Below are 21097 nucleotides of genomic sequence, written 5' to 3'. Positions count from 1 at the left end.
GCGCGCTTCCGATCTACCGATCGCCACACTTCGTCGCGCAGAGTACTCAAACACCAATCCGTCAAACAGGTATGCGGTCATCGTCCGATAGGGCGAACCGGGAAATATCGTTAAAGCAATGTAAATGAGGTCAGTATCTTCGATTGCGCGTCAGGCCACCGTGGTATCAGCGGCTTCCGCTTCAGCAACGATCTGCGCCCGCACATCGCGACATTCGGCGACAAGCGCCATCCATCGCTCTGCATGGCGCGCGGCGAGCCATGCTTCGAAATCGGGCGCGCGAAGCGCGGGTGAATACAGGAAGCCCTGGATGACGTCGCAACCAAGCTCCGTCAAAATCTGGCTCTGCCCCTCCGTCTCGACGCCTTCGGCGACGACCGTCATGTTGAGACTCTGTCCCACACGAACGACCGCGGTGGCGATCGCCAGCGCTCCCGCCTCACTCTCGATATTGCGCATGAAACTGCGATCGATCTTCAACTCACGCACGGGCAGTTGCGCGAGGCGGTTCAGGCTGGAATAGCCGGTTCCGAAGTCATCCATCGACAGGCCGATGCCTGCGGCACGGATCTTGTTCATGGTCTCGATCGCTATCGCGTGATTGCTCATCACGACGCTTTCCGTCACTTCCAGCATCAGGCGCGCCGGTGAAAGACCATTCTCGGCGATCAAAGCCGACACCAGAGCCGGAAGCTCGGCATTCTCGAAATTGATCGGTGAAAGATTCACCGACACCGACGGCACGTTCAGGCCGGCTTTGCGCCACTCTGCCATCTGACGACATGCTTCGCGCAACGACCATATGCCGATCTGTTCGATCAGCCCGCATTCCTCGGCGAGCGGAATAAAGCGCGACGGTGGAACATCGCCGAGCACCGGATCGTGCCATCGTGCCAGCGCTTCGACGCCGTAGAGGCTGCCATTCCTTGCGCGTATCTGCGGCTGATAATGTAGGCTCAGGCCTTCGCCCGATATGGCCGCACGTAGCGCCGTGCTCAGTGCGAGCCGCTCATCACTCGCGCGATCCATTTCGCTGCTGAAGAAGCGATAAGTCGATCGCCCCGCCTGCTTCGATTTATACATCGCAGAGTCGGCATATTTGAGAAGACCATCGAGGTCGCGCGCGTTGTCCGGATACATGCTGATGCCGGCACTGGCGGTGACGGAGACCTTGTCATTGGCAAGCTGTATGGGCTGCGACAGAACATCCGTGATGCGGCCGGCAACAGACGCCGCATCATCGGATGTGCAGTTCGGCATCAGAACGATGAACTCGTCGCCCCCTTCCCGGCTGAGAACATCACCCGGGCGGATCGTTGCCTGCAATCGACGGGTCGCCGCAATCAGCAGCTCGTCGCCCACGGCATGCCCGAGCGTATCGTTGACATCCTTGAAATGATCGAGATCGACGAACATCACCGCGACATTCTTGCCTGCTGGGCAAGCCGCAATCGCGTTCTCCATCAATTGTCGCATATGCGTGCGGTTTGGCAGGCCGGTGAGCGCATCGAAATAAGCGAGGCGCGAAATCTCGTTGCGTGCTTCTTCGCGCTCGATCGCGAGAGCACCGAGATGCACACAGGCCTGAACGATGCTGCGATGCCAGCGGCTCGGACCACGTTTCTCGCGATAATAGAAGGTGAAGGTTCCAATCACCCTGCCATCTTTCGCCCGGATCGGATTGATCCAGCATGCCGTCAAACCCGCGGCGACGATGACCGCGCTATAGGACTGCCAGCTCGGATCCGACGCGATGTCTTCGACCAGGACCGCCTCTCCGTTGAGAAGCCCGCAGGTTTCCGATTTGAAGTCATGCGTGATGATGACGCCGTCCATCGCCTTGGCGTGGGTCTTCGGAAGACTTGGCGCGCCCAGACGATGGAGCATTCCGGCGGAATCGATCTGCGTCAGAGAGCAGACCACGTCGGGAGCGATTTTCTCGACCTTGCGGCATAGGTTGTCCATGACCTTACGCAATGGCTGTTCATCCGCCAGAGCTTCCAACATATAGCTCTGCAACGACTGCAATTGCTTGCTCTCGGTGATGTCAGTCATCATCGAGACCAGATATTTCAGATGTCCGTCATCATCGTGGATCGCGCTGAGCGCGGCCAGAACCCAGACCTCGTTGCCGCTCTTGTCATAGACCAGAAGCTCCTGTTCGGCAGAGCCGCCCGTCTGGATCTGGTGATAGAGCTGCTTGAGCGTGGTCGGGCTTGTGTATGGCCCCACCAGCAATTCTTCGGGCTGGCACCCTGCGGCGTCAGCCCAAGTGTAACCGAGCATGTCGGTGAAGGCGTCGTTGACGTAACAGATCTTGGCGTCTGAACACGCCACATAGATTGCGCGGTTCGTCTTATCGACCACCAGTCCCAACAGGGCGACTTGTTCACGGCGCTTCACGTCTTCGGTGACGTCGCGCACGAATCCCATATAGGTGACTTCGCCATTCACCTCGACACGCGATATCGACAGCGATCCCCATACTTCGCTGCCGTCCTTGCGTTCGATCTTCACTTCGCGGCTTTGACCGACGATGCGACCGTCCTTCGTTTTTCGATCTCGGGCGATATATGTGTCGTGATGAGGCCGGATGCCGGCTGGCACGAGGACGTTCACATTGTGGCCGAGCACTTCGCGTCGGTCATAGCCCCAGAGATTTTCAGCCGCGGCATTGAAGTGGATGACGTTGTTGTCCGCATTGATCATCACCACAGCAATGGTGGCCTGCTCGATACCTGCAAGAAGCGATCTCGCTGTATCGCTCTCGTTCACCAGCACCAAAGTCATCGCTCAACTCACAATATGCACGTCCAAAACTTGAGCCGATCAAAAGGGCCCAAACCCCGGCTTCTGCCGTGGTGGTGCATTTCTACGGGCGAGCCGTCGCCAATTGGTTTTCGCAGGTGCTCAATGCCCCGAGCAAAGCAGATGTGATTAAGGGGCTCCTAAAATGGCGCAGCTTCAGAAAGAAGCGCACGACGCGACGCAACCTGCGATGGCTGGAATGAAGTAAATCGGTATCATGGCGCTACCCGGAGCGTCAGTGCGCCTCGGCAGCCAGCACCGCTTCCACGCGAATCTCTTCCGTGAGGCGCGCCTTGAGTGCAGAAAATGCCGGGCTCGTCTTAATCGTATAGTGCCGCGGGTGCGGCAAATCGACCGGGATATCGGCTTTGATGCGGCCGGGACGCGCCGACATCACCACGGTGCGCGAGGCGAGGAAGATCGCTTCCTCGATATCATGCGTCACAAAAATCACCGTCTTGCGCTCACGCTCCCAGATGCCGAGCAGCAACTCCTGCATCAGCGCGCGGGTCTGGTTGTCGAGCGCGCCGAACGGCTCGTCGAGCAGCAGGATCTTCGGATCATTGGCGAGCGCGCGTGCGATCGCCGTGCGCTGCTGCATGCCGCCGGACAGCTGCTTCGGAAAGTGATTGGCAAAACTGGTAAGCCCGACCTTCTCCAGCCATTCGCGCGCGATGTTGCTGCGCTCCTTTTGCGAGATGCCGCGCTCGCGCAGGCCGAAAGCGACGTTTTCCGCGACCGTAAGCCACGGAAACAGCGTGTAGGACTGAAACACCATGCCGCGATCGGCGCCGGGGCCGGTGATCGCCTTGCCATCGAGCAGGATGCGGCCGGTGGTCGGCGTATCCAGGCCGGCCACCATGCGCAGCAGCGTGGACTTGCCGCAGCCGGACGGCCCGAGAATGGTGACGAAGTCGTTGTCGGCGACGTTGAGATGGGTCGGCTCCAGCGCACGCGTGGGCGAACCGCCGCGGACCGCCGGGAATACGCGCGAGACGTTCTCGATGACGAGCTTGCTCAAATGATGCTCCACGGGAACAGGCGCTTGTTGGCGGCCTTGAAGACGTAGTCCGAGATCAGACCGATGATGCCGATGACGATGATGCCGAAGATGATCTGGCCGGTGGCAAGCAATGCCTGGCTGTCGATGATCATATGGCCGATGCCCGAGGACGAGCCGATCAGTTCGGCGACGATCACATAGGTCCAGGCCCAGCCGAGCACGAGGCGCAGGATTTCGGCGATTTCCGGCGCGGCAGACGGGATCAGCACACGGCGCAGCACGCCATCGTCTTTCGCGCCCAGCGTCAGCGACGCCTCGACAAGATCGCGGCGCACGCTGCCGACGGCGACGGCGACCATCAGGATGAGCTGGAACACCGAGCCGATGAAGATCACCAGCAGCTTCTGCATTTCGCCGATGCCGGCCCACAGGATCAGCAGCGGGATGAAGGCCGAGGCCGGCAGATAGCGCGCGAAGGAGACGAAGGGTTCGAGAAAGGCTTCGACCGGCTTGTAGGCCCCCATCAGGATGCCCAGCGGCACCGCCACCAGAGCCGCCAGCACGAAACCGCCGACCACGCGCCAGATCGTCATGCCGATATCGAACAGGAAGCCCTGCTTGGTGAGCAGGAACCAGCCGTCCTCGATCATCGTGAGTGGATTGGCGAGAAAGGTCTTCGAAACGAAGCCGCCAAAGGTCGCGAACGACCAGCCGGCCACGAACAGCACGAAGAACGAGATGCCGAGCACCACGCGCGCAGGCGAGGAGATGGGTGCGAGTGGTTTCATGTCCGACTATCGATGCCAAATGTCGTCATTGCGAGAAGCGAAGCGACGAAGCAATCCAGCTCTTGGCATTCTGGATTGCTTCGCCGAAGCAAAATTGGCAATTGCCAATTTTGCGGGGCTCGCAATGACGATCTGTTACTGAATGAAGCGCGGATCGGCGAGCTTGGTCAGATCCGGGATCTGCTTGATCACACCGATTTCGAGCAGCAGCTCGGCGGCTTCCTTCGAGAAGGCAGCATGTTCGCCGGCAAAGAACTTCTTGTTCTGCTCCTGATCCTGCCAGCGCAGATACTGCGCGGAGGCCCCGAACTTCTCGCCACTCTGCTTCACATCCGCGCCCATGATCTCGTAGGACTTGGCCTGATCCGCCTTGATCATTGCCAGCGCCTCGAAATAGCTCTTGGTCAGCGCCTTCACCGCAGCTTCATTCTCGGCGATGAATTTCGGCGAGCAGCCGAAGGTGTCCATGATCATCGGATAATCGAGCGTGGTGGCGATGATCTTGCCGGCTTCCGGCTTCTCACGCACGGCCGAGAGATAGGGCTCATAGGTCATCGCCGCATCGTTCTGGCCAGCGATGAAAGCCTGCGCTGCGGGGCCCGGCTCCATATTGACGACGGAGACGTCCTTCACGCTGAGGCCGTTCTTCTTCAGGAACCAGGCGAGCGTGAAATAGGGCGCGGTGCCAGGCGCCGATGCGGCGACCGTCTTGCCCTTCAGGTCCTTGATCGCAGCGACATTGCCGCGCACGGCCATGCCGTCGGCGCCATAGCTCTTATCGAGCTGAAATAGTTGCGTGGTGGCAACGCCGTTCGCATTCCAAACCACCCAGGTCTCGACCGTGGTGGCGGCGCACTGCACGTCACCCGACGCGATGGCGAGATGGCGGCTGGCCTGCGGGATCTTCTTGATGGTGACGTCGAGGCCGTTCTTGGCGTAGATGCCGGCTTCCTTGGCGAGGGTCAGCGGCGCGAAGCCGGTCCAACCGGACATGCCGATGGTGACCTTGGTCTGCGCAGCGGCAGGCGTTACAGCCACGGGCGTTGCGGCGAAGGCCGCGAGCGCGGCGGCGACGGATACTCCAATCAACTTCATAACCCACTCTCCTCAGCTAGTTTGAAATAATACTGCACGGCAACATGCTGGAATGCCAGAGGCAATTTCCGAGCCGCCACTGCGACAGATGAGTCCTGCTATCGCCATCACGCGCGTCCCGCAGGGGTGAAGCGCGCGGTCAACCGGTACAGATCATTCGGATAGGTGACGCGCACCGCGGTGATGATCCTGTTCTTGCGCCAGGTGCGGCGCTCGACCACCAGGCAGGCGGCCGGCTTCTTCAGCGCCAGCGCCTGGCGCGCCTCGTCCTCCGCAAGACATGCGGTGATCTGGTGCTCGGCCTCGTTCCACGGCACATGGCCAAGCAGCCAGGTGCCCGGCGGCACGCTGGCGAAATCGATCTCCGCAGCGGCCGCGACCACATCGAGATTGATGAGGCGCTCCTCATAGGCGAAGGGACGCCCCTTGGCGATGTGGCGGCAACTCAGCACCAGCACGTCGCAGCCGCGCTCGGTGCCGAGACGTTCGAGATCGTCCTTCGTCGCCTTGCGTCGCTTGCGCGCCAGCAGCTCATAACCATAGGCCTCGCCGCGCTTGGCGATCTCGGCCTGGATATCCGGAATATGCAGCACCGCCGACTGCACCACCGGCTTCGCCACGAAACTGCCGAGCCGGCGCTTACGCTGGATCAACCCGGCCGCAGCAAGACCAGACATCACCTTGTTTACGGTCATGCGCGAACACTGATAGGTCTCGACCAGTTCATGTTCGAACGGCATGCGATGACCAGGCGGCCAGCGGCCCGACAGGATCTTGTCCTCGAGATCGGCGCGAATGCGCTGATAAAGCGCTTGCGGCGCCGCCTTGCCGTTCAGTGCTTTTGCCACACGTGCCGCCATCAAAGGCTCGCCAGACGCTTGACGACGCGGCGATAGCGCTCGGTGATCCCATCGCGCTTGAGATGACGTCCGCTTTCGACGACGCGCTTGCCACCGACGTAGACGCTGGAAATGGCGGGTTTTCCGGCCACAAACGTCGTCGCATCGAGCCAGCGATCGCCGGTGACGCCGCAGAGATCGGGATGTGTATCGTCGAGCACGACGATATCGGCACGCTTGCCGATTGCGAGCGCGCCGATATTGCGGCCGGACGCCTGCGCACCACCTGCGAGCGCGTGTTCGTAAAGCGCGCGGCCCGTGGATTCCCCGCTTCGACGCGCAACGGCGTTGCGGACGCGGTGATGCAGGCGCTGGCTGTATTCAAACTGCTTCAGTTCGCCGGGCGCAGTGATCTCGATATTGGAATCGGTACCCACGCCGAAAGCGCCGCCGGCTTCGATGAAGCGTGGGCCTTCGAAAATGCCATCACCGAGATTGGCTTCGGTCAACGGGCAAAGACCGACAACGGCGCCTGCTTTGGCGATGCCTGTCGTCTCCTCTGGCGTCAGATGCGTGGCATGGATCAGGACCCAGTGTTGATTAACGTCAACATGATCCAGCAGCCATTCGACCGGACGCTGACCAGACCAGGCCAGGCAATCCTCGACCTCTTTTACCTGCTCCGCAATATGCATATGGACCGGACCGGTCGAGACCGTGTTCAGCACGTCGTTCAGCGTCTCCGGCGTCACCGCGCGGAGCGAGTGCGGCGCGATGCCGATGGCGGCGTCAGCAACCGGCTTGATGGCTTCGCGCGAGCGCTCCAGCAAAGCGAGGAAACGCGCGGGATCATTGATGAAGCGACGCTGGCCATGAACGGGCGCCGCGCCGCCAAAGCCACTGAAATTGTAGAACACCGGCAGCAGCGTCAGGCCGATGCCGGTCTCGACGGAAGCGCTGGCAATCCGCGATGCCAGTTCAGCGAGATCGCCATAGGGCGCGCCGCTCTCGTCGTGATGCAGATAATGAAACTCGGCCACCGAGGTGAAGCCGCCTTCCAGCATCTCGGCATAGGCATAGGCAGCGATCGCCTCGACATCATCCGGCGTCAGCGTATCGATGAAGCGATACATCAATTGCCGCCAGGTCCAGAAACTGTCCTGGGTCTCGCCGCGCAACTCGGTGAGCCCGGCCATGCCGCGCTGAAATGCGTGACTGTGCAGATTGGGCATTCCGGGCAGCGCAACACCGCTGACGATTTCCGCGCCAGCACTGCTCGAATTGTCGGCAACGGCCGCGATCACGCCATTCTCGACCGTCAAGGTGACGTCGCGCGCCCAGCCGCCGGGAAGCAGCGCATGGGCGAAGAACAGCTTTTCTGCAGCACTTGACGCGTGCACGGCCTTGGTCCGTTGCATTCAAAAGACGCTCGACAATAAGCGAGGTCGCTGATTATGTATAGACATAGAACGTCCCAAATGAGCGGCAGCGCCTCATGACCTTCGATATGAAACCCTTCGATACGATCTGGACTAATGCCCGCCTCGCCACGATGGCCGAAGGTCAGCCCGGCCTTGGTATCATCGAGAACGCGTGCATCGCAGCGAAAGACGGGCGCATCGCCTTTGTCGGCGCGATTTCCGACCTGCCGGCGAATGCTGATGCGGCCGAGCGTATCGATTGCGGCGGCCGCTGGATCACGCCGGGCCTGGTCGATTGCCACACGCATCTGGTCTATGGCGGCCACCGTGCGAACGAATTCGCGATGCGGCTGGAAGGCGCGACTTACGAAGAGATCTCCCGCGCCGGCGGCGGTATCGCCTCCAGCATGACCTCGACGCGCGCAGCCAGCGAAGCGCAGCTCGTCGCCAGCGGCTTGAAGCGGCTCGATCACCTGATCGCCGAAGGTGTGACGACCGTCGAGATCAAATCCGGCTACGGGCTCGACAAGGACACCGAGATCCGCTGCCTGAAAGCCGCACGCCAGCTCGGCCACGCGCGCGACGTCGGCGTGGTCACCTCGTTCCTGGCCGCCCATGCGATGCCACCGGAAGCCAAGGGCGACAAGGACGCCTATATCGACGGCGTCATCCGCGACACGCTGCTGGCCGTTGCCGCGCTGAAACTCGCCGATGCCGTGGATGCCTTCTGTGAAGGGATCGCGTTTTCGCCGGAGCAAACCGCGCGACTGTTCGATGCCGCGAAAACCTACGGTCTGCCGGTCAAGCTGCATGCCGACCAGCTCTCGAACCTGCATGGCGCGAAACTCGCAGCTGATTACGGCGCGCTGTCAGCAGATCATCTCGAACACACCGATGAAGACGGAGTGATCGCACTGACCAAAGCCGGCACCGTGGCCGTGGTGCTGCCCGGCGCCTATTACACACTGCGCGAGACCCAGGCGCCGCCGATCGCCCTGTTCCGCAAGCATGGCACGCATCTGGCGTTGGCCACCGACAGCAATCCCGGCACCTCCCCGCTGACCTCGCTGCTGCTCACGATGAATATGGGCGCGACGCTGTTCCGCATGACGGTCGATGAATGCCTGAACGGCGTGACGCGCGAAGGCGCGCGAGCGCTCGGCAAGCTCCATGAGATCGGCACGCTGGAAGTCGGCAAATTCTGCGACCTCGCCATCTGGGAGATCGAGACACCGGCCGAACTCGTCTACCGCGTCGGCTTCAATCCGCTTCACGCGCGCGTCCGGCACGGCCGGACCACCTTCACGCATTAAGGACCGTCATCATGGATCGAGCTAAGAACTCGCGCATCGTCCGCAGCCCGCGTGGCACCGAGCTTTCGGCCAAGGACTGGCTCACCGAAGCGCCGCTTCGCATGCTGATGAACAATCTCGATCCGGAAGTGGCCGAGAATCCCAACGAACTCGTGGTCTATGGCGGCATCGGCCGCGCCGCGCGCAGCTGGGAAGCCTTCGATCAGATCGCAGCCTCGCTGCGCAATCTCAGCAACGACGAGACGCTGCTAGTGCAGTCCGGCAAGCCGGTCGGCGTGTTCCGGACGCATGCGGATGCGCCGCGCGTGCTGATCGCCAATTCGAACCTCGTGCCACGCTGGGCCAATTGGGAGCATTTCAACGAGCTCGATCGCAAGGGCCTGATGATGTACGGCCAGATGACCGCGGGCTCGTGGATCTATATCGGCTCGCAGGGCATCGTGCAGGGCACTTACGAGACCTTCGTGGAGGCGGGCCGCCAGCATTACAATGGCGACCTGTCCGGCCGCTGGATCCTCACCGCCGGCCTCGGCGGCATGGGCGGCGCGCAGACGCTCGCGGCCACCATGGCCGGCGCATCGTGCCTCGCGGTCGAGTGCCAGCCCAGCCGTATCGAGATGCGGCTGAAGAGCGGCTATGTCGATGTGCAGGCGAAGGATCTCGACGACGCGCTTGCCATCATCGACAAGGCGAAGCAGGACAAGAAGGCCATTTCGGTCGCGGTGCTCGGCAATGCCGCCGATATCTTCCCGGAACTGGTCCGCCGCGGCATCAAGCCGGACATCGTCACCGACCAGACATCTGCGCATGACCCCGTGAACGGCTATCTCCCCAAGGGCTGGACGCTGGCGGAATGGGAAGCCAAGCGCAACAGCGATCCCGCCGCGGTCGAGAAAGCCTCGCGCAAATCCATGAGCGAGCATGTCCGCGCGATGCTCGACTTCCACAAGATGGGCGTGCCGACCGTCGATTACGGCAATAATATCCGCCAGATGGCCAAGGAAGAAGGTGTCGAGAACGCATTCGACTTCCCCGGCTTCGTGCCCGCTTACATCCGCCCGCTGTTCTGCCGCGGCATCGGCCCGTTCCGCTGGGCCGCGCTCTCCGGTGATCCCGAGGACATCTACAAGACCGACGCCAAGGTGAAGGAGATCCTCGGGCACAACAAGGCGCTGGTGAACTGGCTCGACATGGCGCGCGAGCGCATTCAGTTTCAGGGCCTGCCGGCGCGCATCTGCTGGGTCGGGCTCGGCGACCGCCATCGCCTCGGCCTCGCTTTCAACGAAATGGTGGCTTCGGGTGAATTGAAAGCACCGATCGTGATCGGCCGCGATCATCTCGATTCCGGCTCCGTCGCCAGCCCGAACCGCGAGACCGAAGCCATGAAGGACGGCTCCGATGCGGTCTCCGACTGGCCGCTGCTGAACGCGCTGCTCAACTGCGCTTCCGGCGCGACCTGGGTGTCGCTGCATCACGGCGGCGGCGTCGGCATGGGCTTCTCGCAGCACTCCGGCATGGTCATCGTCTGCGACGGCACGCAGGAAGCCGCGAAGCGCCTCGAGCGCGTGTTGTGGAATGATCCCGCCACCGGCGTGATGCGTCACGCCGATGCCGGCTATGACATCGCCATCGAATGTGCGCAGGAGCACGGCCTCAATCTGCCGTCGCTGAACGCGAAGGGCTGAGCGTGAAAGTTCTCCGCGCTGCGGACTACAAGATCATGCCGTGGAAGAACGGCATGGGCTCCACGACGGAGATCGCGATCTCGCCGGCGGATGCAACGCTGGAAAATTTCGTCTGGCGCATCAGCATGGCGCAAGTCGCGAGCGACGGACCGTTCTCATCGTTCGCGGCAATTGATCGCACACTGCTGGTGCTGGAAGGCAACGGTCTCGATCTTTCTGTCGCGAACCAGCCGGTCACGCGCATTACCCGCGAGACAATCCATTCTTTCCCCGGAGACCAGCCAACGTCAGCCAGATTGGTTGATGGCTCGATCGTCGATCTCAACGTGATGAGCCGTCGCAAAATTGTCATGCATGATGTGCGGCGCATCAAGCTCAATGGGCGTCAGGATTTTATAGTTTCCACGCAAACGATTTTAATCGTTGAACAAGGCGGGCTCGACATCGTTGCACCCACGCCAGCGAAACGTTTAGGCGAGCGAGATGCGATCGTCGTTGATACATCAACACCTACGCTGGTGCTGAATGCGGGCGAAGCAACGCAAGTGATTGCTATTCAGTTCCGGTAGCTATCTACGAAATTTGCCATCGATTCTGATGGCCTCATAAATCCGAGAAATGCCATAACTATCAAGCATATAACATATACTAATTACGGATATTTGATTAGCGGGGAATCACTGCAACAATCAGTCTGAGCGGAAACAACGTAAAGGCGAGGATTCGATGCATCGCAGACATCACAACATTCCCATCGAAATCGTGCGTACGGTTGTTGCGATCTCTGAAGCAGGCAGTCTCACCAAGGCAGCCGATCAATTGGGCCTGAGCCAGCCTGCGGTGAGTTCGCAGATCAAACGCCTTGAGCAGATCGTGGGCGGATCACTGTTCAGCAAAACGCCGAATGGCAGTTGCGCCACCGATCTCGGCAAACTCGTGCTTGCACAGGCGCGCAAGATCATCGAAGCCAATGATCAGGTGCTCGCGCTTGGCGGCGCCGACAGCAACACAGGCCGCTTGCGCCTCGGCCTCAGCAGCTTGCTGACCCGTCCCTTCGTCGAACGTCAGGCGGCCGTGACGCTGGGCGACGTGCATATTCAAGCTGGCACATCGCAAGACGTCGCCACAGCCCTGATCGAAGGCCATATCGACATCGCCTGCTTCTATCAGCGCGGCGACATCGATTCAGATCTCGCAACGCTGATTGTCGATGAATATGAGGATCGCCTGGTCTGGGTTCGATCGCAGAACTTCGTTCTCAGCCCCGGCGCGCCGATCCCCATCGTCACCTGGACCAATGACGACTGGATGATCAATACGCTGACCCGACACGGCCTATCTTACCGGATCGCATTCAGCAGCCAGGATTACGATTCCAAGAAATCGGCAGTCGAGGCCGGCATCGGCCTGACGGCGGTGCCCAGCAAGCTGATCCCGAAGGGGCTGGTCTGGGCCAAGGAATATTATTTGCCGCAACTACCGACCATCAAGAACCTGCTGTGTATCCGTCAGGGTCTGAATTCCAGCCGGGTATTTGAAATCAAGAACCAGCTTTCAGATCTGTTCATGCACCACGCTCCCCAAACGGAGAATGAGAAAGTTGCCTGACGAGACCACGTATTTTCGCGAACAGGCCGAGCGCTGCGAGAAGCTCGCGCGCGAGGTCGATGACCCGCAGGTGCGGGACCGCCTGATGGCGCTCGCAGTGGAATATGCACGCCGGGCGGAGGTTCGCCCGGCGCCTCCCCCGCGCCGGCGACGCCCGTCGTCGCATCCCGGCCGAGGCTAACCTCGGCGCTGTTGTGCGCCAGCTATTGACGGATGCCGTGTTTTTCGAGATCGGCTTTGACCGCTTCATCAGACAGGTCGAGCTTGCGCGAATGCTTCCAGTCATGCTGCGCCGTATGAACAAGCCGTTTCACGACATGATGTGAATCGGTCTCGATCGCCAGTTCGCGGCGATCATCGAAACTACCGGGCGTCAGATTGATCGAGCCAACGATAGCGCGCTCCTCATCCGCCAGCAGCATCTTGCCGTGCAGCTTCATGTCGTTGAGCCGATGCACCTTGGCGCCGACATCGTGCATGATGCGCAAGCCGCCGATGCCCTCGATTAGCTTGTTCTTCTTCAGCTTGTGCGGCTGCCGCGCCATGATGTGGACGCTGACGCCGCGGTTCACCGCGCGCACCAGCCGCTCGATGATATCCGTGTCCTGATAGCGCTCGTTCTGGATGAACAATGAATCCCGGGCGGCATCGATGAAGGCACCGATCCGCTCGCGGCCGTTATTCGGACACCAGATCAGCTGCGAGTCCGGATGCGGCTCGAAATCCTGCTTGACCCAGTCTGCATCGAAACAGTCCACCATCTCGGAGACTTCGAGCTTGTGGGTGGTCGTCACCGCATAATCGCGTGTCTCGGTCAGATCCCGCGTTTCCCAGTTCAGCGATTCAACAAAACCAAGTTCATCGTCGATCACCATCGACTTTTGATGGGTCAGCGCGAAGGCCGGGTTGCTGTCGCGGACCTCGATCCCGGCAGCAGCAAGGGCCGCTGCGGTTTCGTCATTCTCGCTCTCGCCGCTGCGCCGCGCCGGATTGAGCATCACCCGCACATGAACACCGCGTTTCTTCGCTGCAATCACCTCATCGAGCAGCGTCGGATCGGTGAACAGGAACATGCGGATGTTGATGCTGCGTTTTGCAGCGCGCAAAGGCTCGACGATCGCCTGGGCGGTGTCGTCCGGGAAAACGATCAGCGTATGCGACATGAACGAACTCTCGCCGAATGAGGGAACCGGGCGCAGACTGACACTGACGGAAACGATGCGTCTTGCATGTTTAGCCTTGAAGCGGACCGGGTGTGAAGTGGCCACTCGCGAACGCCGTGCGCCGATGATGGATGAGATTGTCGAGGCGCTGCGCGGCCGAGAGCAGTGTTGGCGCGTCCAGCGCATCGTCACCGCCACAAATGGCGGCCGCAAGATGCGCATTAAGGAGTTCGTCGAACTCATCCTCGATCGCCGCCAGCTCCGTCTCACTGCTCGCATCCTTGATCCTGCGGCGAATGGCATCGAACGAGGTCAGCGCGACGCTGCGACGATCCGGCGTGCGGATACCGAGAAAGCGCCAGGCTGCCGCGAGAACCGAGGCCAGCGCGCCCAGGATCATCGGCGCGAGATAGATGTCGTCACCATACTTATCCATGAAGCTCTGCTCGGTGCCGTTGTAGTAAGCGGCGGCGCCGGGATGGACGGGGATATAGGCGTCGGGATCCGTATTGGCGGCGGCAACACCGGAGAGCTGCGGTTGCGAGGCCACGAGATCGCGACGCGCAGAGATCACCATGCCAGTGAGGTTCGCGACCACAGTCGAATGCAGCTTCTTGTTGGCGACGAGGTAGTAACCCACACGCAGTGTCGTCACATCGTCATCAGGCACCGGCGGCGCACCGCGCAGCGTGCCCTTGGGAATATCGAAGCTCTCATAGGCACCATCGGCGTCCGCGATGGCGCCCGCAGCGTCGATGGGGATCAACACCGGCGCGCCCTTGAACAGGCCGCGGACGTAAGTGAGATATTTCTCCGTCAGCGGTATCACCACCAGGACCGCGCCAACTTCCTTTGCTTCGATGGCGCGGCGGGCGTCGGCGATGGCGACATCCTTGAAGGTGACATTGGCGCGACTGAGGTCATATTGCTTGGTCAGCGCCTGGGCGAGCCGGCGATTGACCTCGCCGCCGACGACGCCCACCGTGCGCCCGCGCAGACCTTCAACCGAGGTGATCCTTGACCCCGGCGGCGCCAGTAGCATGGCAACGCCCTTGGTGAGGACGGCAACGCTGCGCGCCGCGGAGAGGTCGCCGACATCGGCGCGGATGACCGCGAGATCGGCTTTGCCTTCGGCAAAAGCCTTGCCGGACGCGACCACGTCATCGAAGCGCTCGATGTTCAGGCGGATGGTAGATTTCTTGTCCGCGAAGTGGCTTGCGATGATCGATGCGGTCCGGCCTGCCTCGCCGTCGAGTGAGCCCACGGCCAGAGACAGCGTGGTCGGCCGCTCCACATAGCGCCACACCAGCAGACAGGCGCCCAACGCAAGCCCGAACAGGCCCGCGACCAGCAGCACACGGCCCCAGAACGGGAATGCGATGGTCATGCTCTTCATGTTCGGCCCGTGTGGCGACAATAGTGGGATCGGAGACGTCCAAAATCGAGCTGTATCGGACTACAGTTAAGGTCCGCTAACCGGAGACCGCTAAGTTGGCCTCACTCGGGGGCCCTGTTTCCCGCTTGTTGGCTTTGGAGGCACTGTATCCATGACCCGCCTGGTATTCGAGATGCTGCGGCCCTATCGCGGCTGGCTGGCCATCGTCTTCCTGGCCATGCTGGTCGAGATCGGCGCCAGCCTGGCCGCGCCGTGGCCGCTCAAGCTGGTGCTGGACGATGCGCTCGGGGCCCATCATTTGCCGGAATGGCTCGCCTGGGCCCACGATTACGGGATCGGCCGCCACACCGTGGGCGTCGCGCTATTCGCCAGCATCGCCACGCTGCTGATCGCCGTGGTCGGGGCCGCCGCCACCTATATCGACAACTATTATTCGACCTCGGTTGGCCAATGGGTCGCCAACGACCTGCGCATCCGCATCTATGCGCATCTGCACCGGCTGTCGCTGCGCTATTACGACCACGCCAAGAGCGGCGCGCTGATCTCCACCATCACCACCGATGTCACCACGCTGCAGAGCTTTGCCTCGTCGTCCACGCTCGATATCCTGGTCGATATCATCACCATCTTTTTCATGATCGGGCTGATGTTCTGGCTCGATTGGGATTTCACCCTGATCGCACTGGCCATCACGCCGTTCCTGCTGGTGTTCGTGATGCACCTGAAGAAGGCGGTGAAGGAAGTCACCCGCACGGTGCGGCAGCGGCAGAGCGAAATCGTCGCTGTCGTGCAGCAAGGCCTCGGCTCGGTGCGTTCGGTCACCGCTTTCGGCCGACAGGATCTCGAACTGGCACGGCTGGAAGCCGCCAGCCATGCCACCGTCGATGCGGCCATGCAGGCGCGGCGGGTGAAATCGCTGCTGTCGCCCGTGGTCGGAATCGTGGTGGCGTTCTGCACCGCCATCGTATTGTGGAAAGGCACGTCGCTGATCGTCGCCGGCACCATGACGGCCGGCGCGCTCACCGTGTATCTCGCTTATCTCGCGCAGTTCTTCAAACCGGTGAAGGATCTTGCCGCGATGACCAGCTCGATCGCGCAGACCACGGTGGCGCTGGAGCGCATCCAGAAAATTCTCGCTGCTGACGACATCATCGTCGAGAAGCCCGATGCCATCGATCCCGGCCGCGCCAAGGGGCAGATCAGTTTCGAGAATGTCCACTTCGCCTATGAAGAGGAGGCGCCGATCCTGAACGGCGTTTCGTTCCGGATCGAGCCGGGCCAGATCGTCGGCATTGTCGGGCCCACCGGCTCCGGCAAATCCACCGTCCTGAGCCTCGTTCCGCGCTTCTATGATGCGAGCTCCGGTCGCGTCACCATCGATGGCATCGATGTCACCGACTACAAACTCTCCGCGCTCCGCTCACAGGTCGGTTATGTGCTGCAGGAAACCGTGCTGTTCCGCGGCACCATCCGCGAGAATATCGCCTATGGTCGCCCCGGCGCGACCGAGGACGAGATCATCGAAGCTGCGAAGATCGCCAACGCGCATGAATTCATCATCCGCATGCCGCATGGCTACGATTCCATGGTGGGCGAACGCGGCGACACACTGTCCGGCGGACAACGTCAACGCGTGGGCATTGCACGCGCCGTGGTGCGCAATAGCCCGATCATGATCCTGGACGAGCCGACTGCCGCGCTCGATACGGAATCCGAAGTGCTGGTAATGGAAGCACTGAAGCGGCTGATGCAGGGCCGCACCGTCATCATGATCGCGCATCGTCTCTCGACCATCCGCGATGCCGACACCATCGTCGTGCTGAAGGACGGCGTGGTCGCGGAGCAAGGTTCCAATGACGAACTGATCGCACGCGGCGGGCTCTATGCAGAGCTCGTGCATCGACAACAGCAGGCGCCGGGTGAGCATCACGCTGGCGCTTCATGACACCATTGTGAGCCGGCAGATTGCGATAAAACCGTATTTATAACTGTTCTAAACGCAAATCCCGGTATGTCTTGACCTGACTTGATGGCTGCTCGACAAGGTCCGGCATGACGCCCCCCAACACATCTTCATCCGCACCAGCGGATCACCATATACGTCTCGGCGATGCCCCTCGCGGCTTTGTCGGCACGATTGTCGCTTTGCATCCCGAAGCTGCAGGCCCTTCGACGCACGAGCTCGAACAATATCTCATCGAGATGGGCTTCACCGAAGGCGCGCGGGTCGAGATCCTGCATCAAGGTGCGATCAAGCAAGACCCGATCGCAGTGCGCGTCGACAACATCACCATCGCCGTGCGTCGCCGCGAAGCCATGGCTGTTCTTGTAAAAACGGCAGTTCTCGTAAAATGACGATTTCAGACGTGACCAGCGAACGTTTCAATCTCGCGCTGGTCGGTGTTCCCAATAGCGGCAAGACGTCGCTGTTCAACGCCCTCACCGGCAGCCGCCAGAAGGTCGCCAACTATGCCGGCGTCACCGTCGAGCGGAAGTCGGGCGCCTTTGTCACGCCTGCGGGCCGTCAGGTCACGCTGCTCGATCTGCCCGGCACCTATTCGCTGCGCGGCCGCAGCCCCGATGAGATCATCACCCGCGACGTCGTGCTCGGCAAACGCCCGGGCGAAGCGCCGCCGGATCTGGTGCTGTGCATCGCCGACGCCACCAATCTGCGGCTGACGCTGCGGCTGATCCTCGAATTGAAGCGCACCGGCCGTCCGCTGTTGGTGGTGCTCAACATGTTCGATATCGCCACTCGCCGCGGTATCACCATCGATGTCGATGCCATGTCGGCCGCACTCGGTGTTCCCGTCATCACCTCGATCGCAGTGAGGAAGGGCGGCGCCGACGCATTGCGCGCGCGCACCGACGAATTCGCCGCCAATATGCCGGCGCCTGTTGCGCCCGCCGAATGGACACAGACCAGCATCGCCGACATGAAGGCCTATCAGCGCGAGGCCGATCGCATCATCCGCGACACGGTGACGATGCCGACCAAGCCGGACACGCTGACCTCGCGTGTCGATGCCGTGGTGCTGCATCCGGTTGGCGGACTGCTCATTCTCGCCGTCATCCTGTTCGTGATGTTCCAGGCCGTGTTCAGCTGGGCAACGCCGCTGATGGAGTTGCTATCGGACGGCGCCGGTGCGCTCGGCAATCTCGTAGCGCAATTCGTGCCCGAAGGGCTTTTGCAGAGTTTCCTGCAGAATGGCCTGATCGCCGGCGTCGGCAGCGTGCTGGTGTTCCTGCCGCAGATCATCATCATCTTCCTGTTCATCCTGCTGCTGGAAGATTTCGGCTATATGGCGCGCGCCGCGTTCCTGATGGACCGCATCATGGGCGGCGCCGGTCTGCATGGCCGCGCCTTCATACCGCTGCTGTCGAGCTTTGCCTGCGCCATTCCCGGCATCATGGCGACGCGCGTGATCGACAACCGCCGTGATCGCCTCACCACCATCCTGATCGCGCCGCTGATGACCTGCTCGGCGCGCATCCCGGTCTATACGCTGATCATCGCCGCCTTCATTCCGGCAACGGATGTGTGGGGCTGGATCAATCTGCAGGGGCTGGTGATGTTCGGCCTTTATGTGGTCGGCATCGCCAGCGCGCTGGCCGTGTCCTTCGTGATCAAGTTCTTCATGCTCAAGGACTATCAGCCGGCGCCGTTCATGCTCGAACTGCCGGACTACAAGATGCCGCGCCTGAAGAGCATCGGCATCGGCGTCTATACGCGCGCAAAAATGTTCCTGCAGCGCGCGGGCACGACCATTCTCGCGATGATGATCCTGATCTGGTTCCTGGCCACATTCCCGCAGGCCCCAGCAGGCGCGACTGAACCGGCGATCGACTACAGCCTGGCCGCGATGATCGGCAAGACGCTGGAGCCGCTGTTCTCGGCGATCGGCTTCAACTGGCAGATCGTGGTCGCGCTGATCCCCGGCATGGCAGCGCGCGAAGTCGCGGTCGGCGCGCTCGGCACCGTCTATGCGATCGAAGGCGGCAAGGAAGCGGCCGAGGCCATCGGCCAGGCGCTGTCGAGCAAATGGAGCCTCGCCACCGCGCTGTCATTCCTCGCCTGGTTCATCTTCGCCCCGCAATGCGCCTCGACGCTGGCGGTGATCCGCCGCGAGACCGGCGGCACCAAGTGGATGCTGATCACCTTCTTCTACATGTTCGCGCTGGCCTATCTGGCAAGCCTGATCACGTACAAGATCGCGGTGGCCGCGGGATTGGGGTGAGCCGTAGCTTCGTAGCCCGGATGGAGCGAAGCGCAATCCGGGGACCGGAGCTTCAACTGACTCTGCTGTCCCCGGGTTACGCTTCGCTTCACCCGGGCTACAGATCAAAACCCTGCCGCCAGTCCATCCTTGCGCGGATCGGAGCCGGCGACATAGCCGCCTTCGATCCGTCGCACGAGCTGCGCGCCGCCGAAGCCGAAGGCTGAATCCGGCGGCTCGCGGACGATGACATGGCCGCGGCTCGCAAGATCCGCCGCCACCTCGTCCGAGATGCCATTCTCGATCGCGACCTTGAGCCCATCGACATAACGCCAGCGCGGCGCGTCGGCCGCGGTCTGCGGATCCTGCCCCCATAGCTGCATGCGCAGCATCATCTGCAGATGGCCTTGCGCCTGCATCGGGCCACCCATCAGGCCGAAAGCCATCAACGGCGCATCGCCCTGCATGACGAAACCGGGAATGATGGTCTGGAACGGCCGCTTGTTTGGCCCGACCTGATTGGGATGCCCCTCGTCCAGCACGAAACCGAAACCGCGATTTTGCAGGCTGATGCCGGTGCCCGGCACCACGACACCGGAGCCGAAGCCGGAATAGTTCGACTGGATATAGGACACCATCATGCCTGCGGCATCGCCGGTGGACAGGCACACCGTGCCGCCCGTCTTCGGCGCACCGGCGCCAAAATCCTGCGCGCGGCTGCGATCGATCAGTTTGGCACGTGACGCCAGATAGGATGGGTTCTGCAGATGGGCGACGGTGACATCGCGCATGTAATCGAGATCCGCCGCATAGGCATAGACATCGGCAAAAGCGAGTTTGCAGGCCTCGATCTGCAGATGCAGCGCGTCGGCGCTGTCGACGTTGAGCCCGTCGAGACCGCCCGACTGAATGATGCCCAGCGCCATCAGCGCCACGATGCCCTGCCCGTTCGGCGGGATCTCATGCAGCGCCGTGTTGCCGAACGACTGGCTGATCGTGCCGCACCAGTCATTGCGATGCGCAGAAAGGTCAGCTTCATTCAGCACGGCATCATGTTCGCGCGAAAAATCGGCAATGCGCTTGGCGAGCTCACCGCGATAGAACGCCTCGCCCTTGGTCGCCGCGATCAGCTTCAGCGAATGCGCGTGTCCGGGCATGCGAAACAATTCGCCCGCCTTTGGCGCGCGGCCATTCGGCATGAAACATGCGGCAAAACCCGGCTGGTTCTTCAACTCCTCGGCGCCGCGGCGCCACAGTTCGGCGATGACGGGCGAGACATGAAAACCGTTCTCGGCATAGGCGATTGCCGGCTCGAACAATTGGTCAAATGGCAGCTTGCCGAACCGCTCCGACAAATCGACCCAGGCCGACACGGCGCCCGGCACCGTGACGCTCTCCCAGCCGCGATGCGGAAAAGACTTGCGGCCGGCGAAGCGCTCCGGCGTCCATCCTGCCGGCGAGCGGCCGGACGCATTGAGCCCGTGCAGCTCCTTGCCATCCCACAGGATGCAATAGGCGTCCGACCCGATGCCGTTACCGGTCGGCTCCACAACCGTGAGTGCGATCGCTGCCGCCAGCGCCGCATCCACCGCATTGCCGCCGCGCTCCAGCATGCGGAGGCCGGCCTGCGTCGCCAGCGGCTGCGAGGCCGCCACCACATTGCGCGCCATCACGGGCGAGCGGCGGGAGCCATAGAGGCCATCATGTCGGAATTGCATGGTGATCGCGTCCACTTCACATCATTTGCGGCGGACGATACGA

General features: G+C 61.7%; 17 protein-coding genes. 8 read left to right on the top strand and 9 right to left on the bottom strand.

Annotation, left to right across the window (positions count from 1 at the left end):
• Window positions 1–150: 150 nt before the first annotated feature.
• The 6 genes from RPMA_RS03995 to RPMA_RS03970 all read right to left on the bottom strand — a co-directional run bounded on the left by RPMA_RS03995 (window position 151) and on the right by RPMA_RS03970 (window position 7951).
• Entirely contained in the window at window positions 151–2790 is a 2640-nt protein-coding gene (locus RPMA_RS03995) for an EAL domain-containing protein (protein ID WP_211911642.1), read from the bottom strand.
• Window positions 2791–3043: 253 nt separating this feature from the next.
• The gene (locus RPMA_RS03990; protein WP_211911641.1) at window positions 3044–3829 is read right to left on the bottom strand and encodes an ABC transporter ATP-binding protein; all 786 of its coding nucleotides are present in this window, start codon (window positions 3827–3829) and stop codon (window positions 3044–3046) included.
• A complete protein-coding gene (locus RPMA_RS03985) occupies window positions 3826–4599 on the bottom strand; it encodes an ABC transporter permease (protein WP_211911640.1) in 774 nt (257 codons plus the stop codon). The genes RPMA_RS03990 and RPMA_RS03985 overlap by 4 nt, the downstream gene beginning before the upstream one ends.
• A gap of 135 nt (window positions 4600–4734) precedes the next feature.
• Complete coding sequence (locus tag RPMA_RS03980; protein WP_211911639.1) at window positions 4735–5694, bottom strand: ABC transporter substrate-binding protein; 960 nt, start codon at window positions 5692–5694, stop codon at window positions 4735–4737.
• A 107-nt stretch (window positions 5695–5801) separates the two neighbouring features.
• Window positions 5802–6554 (bottom strand): histidine utilization repressor, encoded by a 753-nt coding sequence (hutC, locus tag RPMA_RS03975; RefSeq protein WP_211911638.1) that lies wholly within the window; start codon window positions 6552–6554, stop codon window positions 5802–5804.
• A complete protein-coding gene (locus RPMA_RS03970) occupies window positions 6554–7951 on the bottom strand; it encodes a formimidoylglutamate deiminase (protein ID WP_211911637.1) in 1398 nt (465 codons plus the stop codon). The genes hutC and RPMA_RS03970 overlap by 1 nt, the downstream gene beginning before the upstream one ends.
• 89 nt (window positions 7952–8040) lie before the next feature.
• Here RPMA_RS03970 and hutI point away from each other — a divergent pair, with 89 nt between their 5' ends.
• The 5 genes from hutI (at window position 8041) to RPMA_RS03945 (ending at window position 12741) form a co-directional block, all read left to right on the top strand.
• The gene (hutI, locus tag RPMA_RS03965) at window positions 8041–9267 is read left to right on the top strand and encodes an imidazolonepropionase (protein ID WP_211913422.1); all 1227 of its coding nucleotides are present in this window, start codon (window positions 8041–8043) and stop codon (window positions 9265–9267) included.
• Window positions 9268–9278: 11 nt separating this feature from the next.
• The gene (gene hutU / locus RPMA_RS03960) at window positions 9279–10952 is read left to right on the top strand and encodes a urocanate hydratase (RefSeq protein ID WP_211911636.1); all 1674 of its coding nucleotides are present in this window, start codon (window positions 9279–9281) and stop codon (window positions 10950–10952) included.
• Window positions 10953–10954: 2 nt separating this feature from the next.
• On the top strand, window positions 10955–11521 hold the full coding sequence (locus tag RPMA_RS03955; RefSeq protein ID WP_211911635.1) for a HutD/Ves family protein: 567 nt from the start codon (window positions 10955–10957) through the stop codon (window positions 11519–11521).
• A 157-nt stretch (window positions 11522–11678) separates the two neighbouring features.
• Complete coding sequence (locus RPMA_RS03950) at window positions 11679–12560, top strand: LysR family transcriptional regulator (protein WP_211911634.1); 882 nt, start codon at window positions 11679–11681, stop codon at window positions 12558–12560.
• On the top strand, window positions 12544–12741 hold the full coding sequence (locus tag RPMA_RS03945; protein ID WP_211911633.1) for a hypothetical protein: 198 nt from the start codon (window positions 12544–12546) through the stop codon (window positions 12739–12741). The genes RPMA_RS03950 and RPMA_RS03945 overlap by 17 nt, the downstream gene beginning before the upstream one ends.
• 22 nt (window positions 12742–12763) lie before the next feature.
• Here the strand turns inward: RPMA_RS03945 and RPMA_RS03940 are convergent, their stop codons facing one another.
• Both RPMA_RS03940 and RPMA_RS03935 read right to left on the bottom strand, forming a co-directional pair.
• Window positions 12764–13723 carry a phospholipase D-like domain-containing protein gene (locus RPMA_RS03940; protein WP_211911632.1) on the bottom strand — a complete coding sequence of 320 codons (960 nt, stop codon included), beginning with the start codon at window positions 13721–13723 and terminating at the stop codon, window positions 12764–12766.
• Between the two features lie 70 nt (window positions 13724–13793).
• On the bottom strand, window positions 13794–15119 hold the full coding sequence (locus RPMA_RS03935; protein WP_211911631.1) for a TAXI family TRAP transporter solute-binding subunit: 1326 nt from the start codon (window positions 15117–15119) through the stop codon (window positions 13794–13796).
• A 151-nt stretch (window positions 15120–15270) separates the two neighbouring features.
• Between RPMA_RS03935 and RPMA_RS03930 the strand changes: the two genes are divergently transcribed.
• The 3 genes from RPMA_RS03930 (at window position 15271) to feoB (ending at window position 19357) form a co-directional block, all read left to right on the top strand.
• Window positions 15271–17064: an ABC transporter ATP-binding protein gene (locus tag RPMA_RS03930; protein ID WP_211911630.1), complete on the top strand. Its 1794-nt coding sequence runs from the start codon at window positions 15271–15273 to the stop codon at window positions 17062–17064.
• 107 nt (window positions 17065–17171) lie between these two features.
• Window positions 17172–17474, top strand: coding sequence for a FeoA family protein (locus RPMA_RS03925; RefSeq protein WP_211911629.1), 303 nt, complete (start codon window positions 17172–17174; stop codon window positions 17472–17474).
• Entirely contained in the window at window positions 17471–19357 is a 1887-nt protein-coding gene (gene feoB, locus RPMA_RS03920) for a ferrous iron transport protein B (protein ID WP_211911628.1), read from the top strand. The genes RPMA_RS03925 and feoB overlap by 4 nt, the downstream gene beginning before the upstream one ends.
• Window positions 19358–19461: 104 nt before the next feature.
• Here the strand turns inward: feoB and RPMA_RS03915 are convergent, their stop codons facing one another.
• Window positions 19462–21054 (bottom strand): gamma-glutamyltransferase family protein, encoded by a 1593-nt coding sequence (locus RPMA_RS03915; RefSeq protein WP_211911627.1) that lies wholly within the window; start codon window positions 21052–21054, stop codon window positions 19462–19464.
• Window positions 21055–21097: the final 43 nt, after the last annotated feature.

The organism is Tardiphaga alba (genome assembly GCF_018279705.1).
In the GTDB taxonomy this organism is placed as follows: domain Bacteria; phylum Pseudomonadota; class Alphaproteobacteria; order Rhizobiales; family Xanthobacteraceae; genus Tardiphaga; species Tardiphaga alba.
The sequence above is the reverse complement of the archived record's forward strand: the minus strand, read 5'-3'. Positions and strand labels throughout refer to the sequence as shown.

Excerpts from the sequence above, each read along its gene's own strand:
- RPMA_RS03995 (WP_211911642.1), bottom strand. The coding sequence starts at position 2,790 with ATGACTTTGGTGCTGGTGAACGAGAGCGATACAGCGAGATCGCTTCTT.
- RPMA_RS03985 (WP_211911640.1), bottom strand. The coding sequence starts at position 4,599 with ATGAAACCACTCGCACCCATCTCCTCGCCTGCGCGCGTGGTGCTCGGC.
- RPMA_RS03980 (WP_211911639.1), bottom strand. The coding sequence starts at position 5,694 with ATGAAGTTGATTGGAGTATCCGTCGCCGCCGCGCTCGCGGCCTTCGCC.
- hutC (WP_211911638.1), bottom strand. The coding sequence starts at position 6,554 with ATGGCGGCACGTGTGGCAAAAGCACTGAACGGCAAGGCGGCGCCGCAA.
- RPMA_RS03970 (WP_211911637.1), bottom strand. The coding sequence starts at position 7,951 with ATGCAACGGACCAAGGCCGTGCACGCGTCAAGTGCTGCAGAAAAGCTG.
- hutI (WP_211913422.1), top strand. The coding sequence starts at position 8,041 with ATGAAACCCTTCGATACGATCTGGACTAATGCCCGCCTCGCCACGATG.
- hutU (WP_211911636.1), top strand. The coding sequence starts at position 9,279 with ATGGATCGAGCTAAGAACTCGCGCATCGTCCGCAGCCCGCGTGGCACC.
- RPMA_RS03950 (WP_211911634.1), top strand. The coding sequence starts at position 11,679 with ATGCATCGCAGACATCACAACATTCCCATCGAAATCGTGCGTACGGTT.
- RPMA_RS03945 (WP_211911633.1), top strand. The coding sequence starts at position 12,544 with ATGAGAAAGTTGCCTGACGAGACCACGTATTTTCGCGAACAGGCCGAG.
- RPMA_RS03940 (WP_211911632.1), bottom strand. The coding sequence starts at position 13,723 with ATGTCGCATACGCTGATCGTTTTCCCGGACGACACCGCCCAGGCGATC.
- RPMA_RS03935 (WP_211911631.1), bottom strand. The coding sequence starts at position 15,119 with ATGAAGAGCATGACCATCGCATTCCCGTTCTGGGGCCGTGTGCTGCTG.
- RPMA_RS03930 (WP_211911630.1), top strand. The coding sequence starts at position 15,271 with ATGACCCGCCTGGTATTCGAGATGCTGCGGCCCTATCGCGGCTGGCTG.
- RPMA_RS03925 (WP_211911629.1), top strand. The coding sequence starts at position 17,172 with ATGACGCCCCCCAACACATCTTCATCCGCACCAGCGGATCACCATATA.
- feoB (WP_211911628.1), top strand. The coding sequence starts at position 17,471 with ATGACGATTTCAGACGTGACCAGCGAACGTTTCAATCTCGCGCTGGTC.
- RPMA_RS03915 (WP_211911627.1), bottom strand. The coding sequence starts at position 21,054 with ATGCAATTCCGACATGATGGCCTCTATGGCTCCCGCCGCTCGCCCGTG.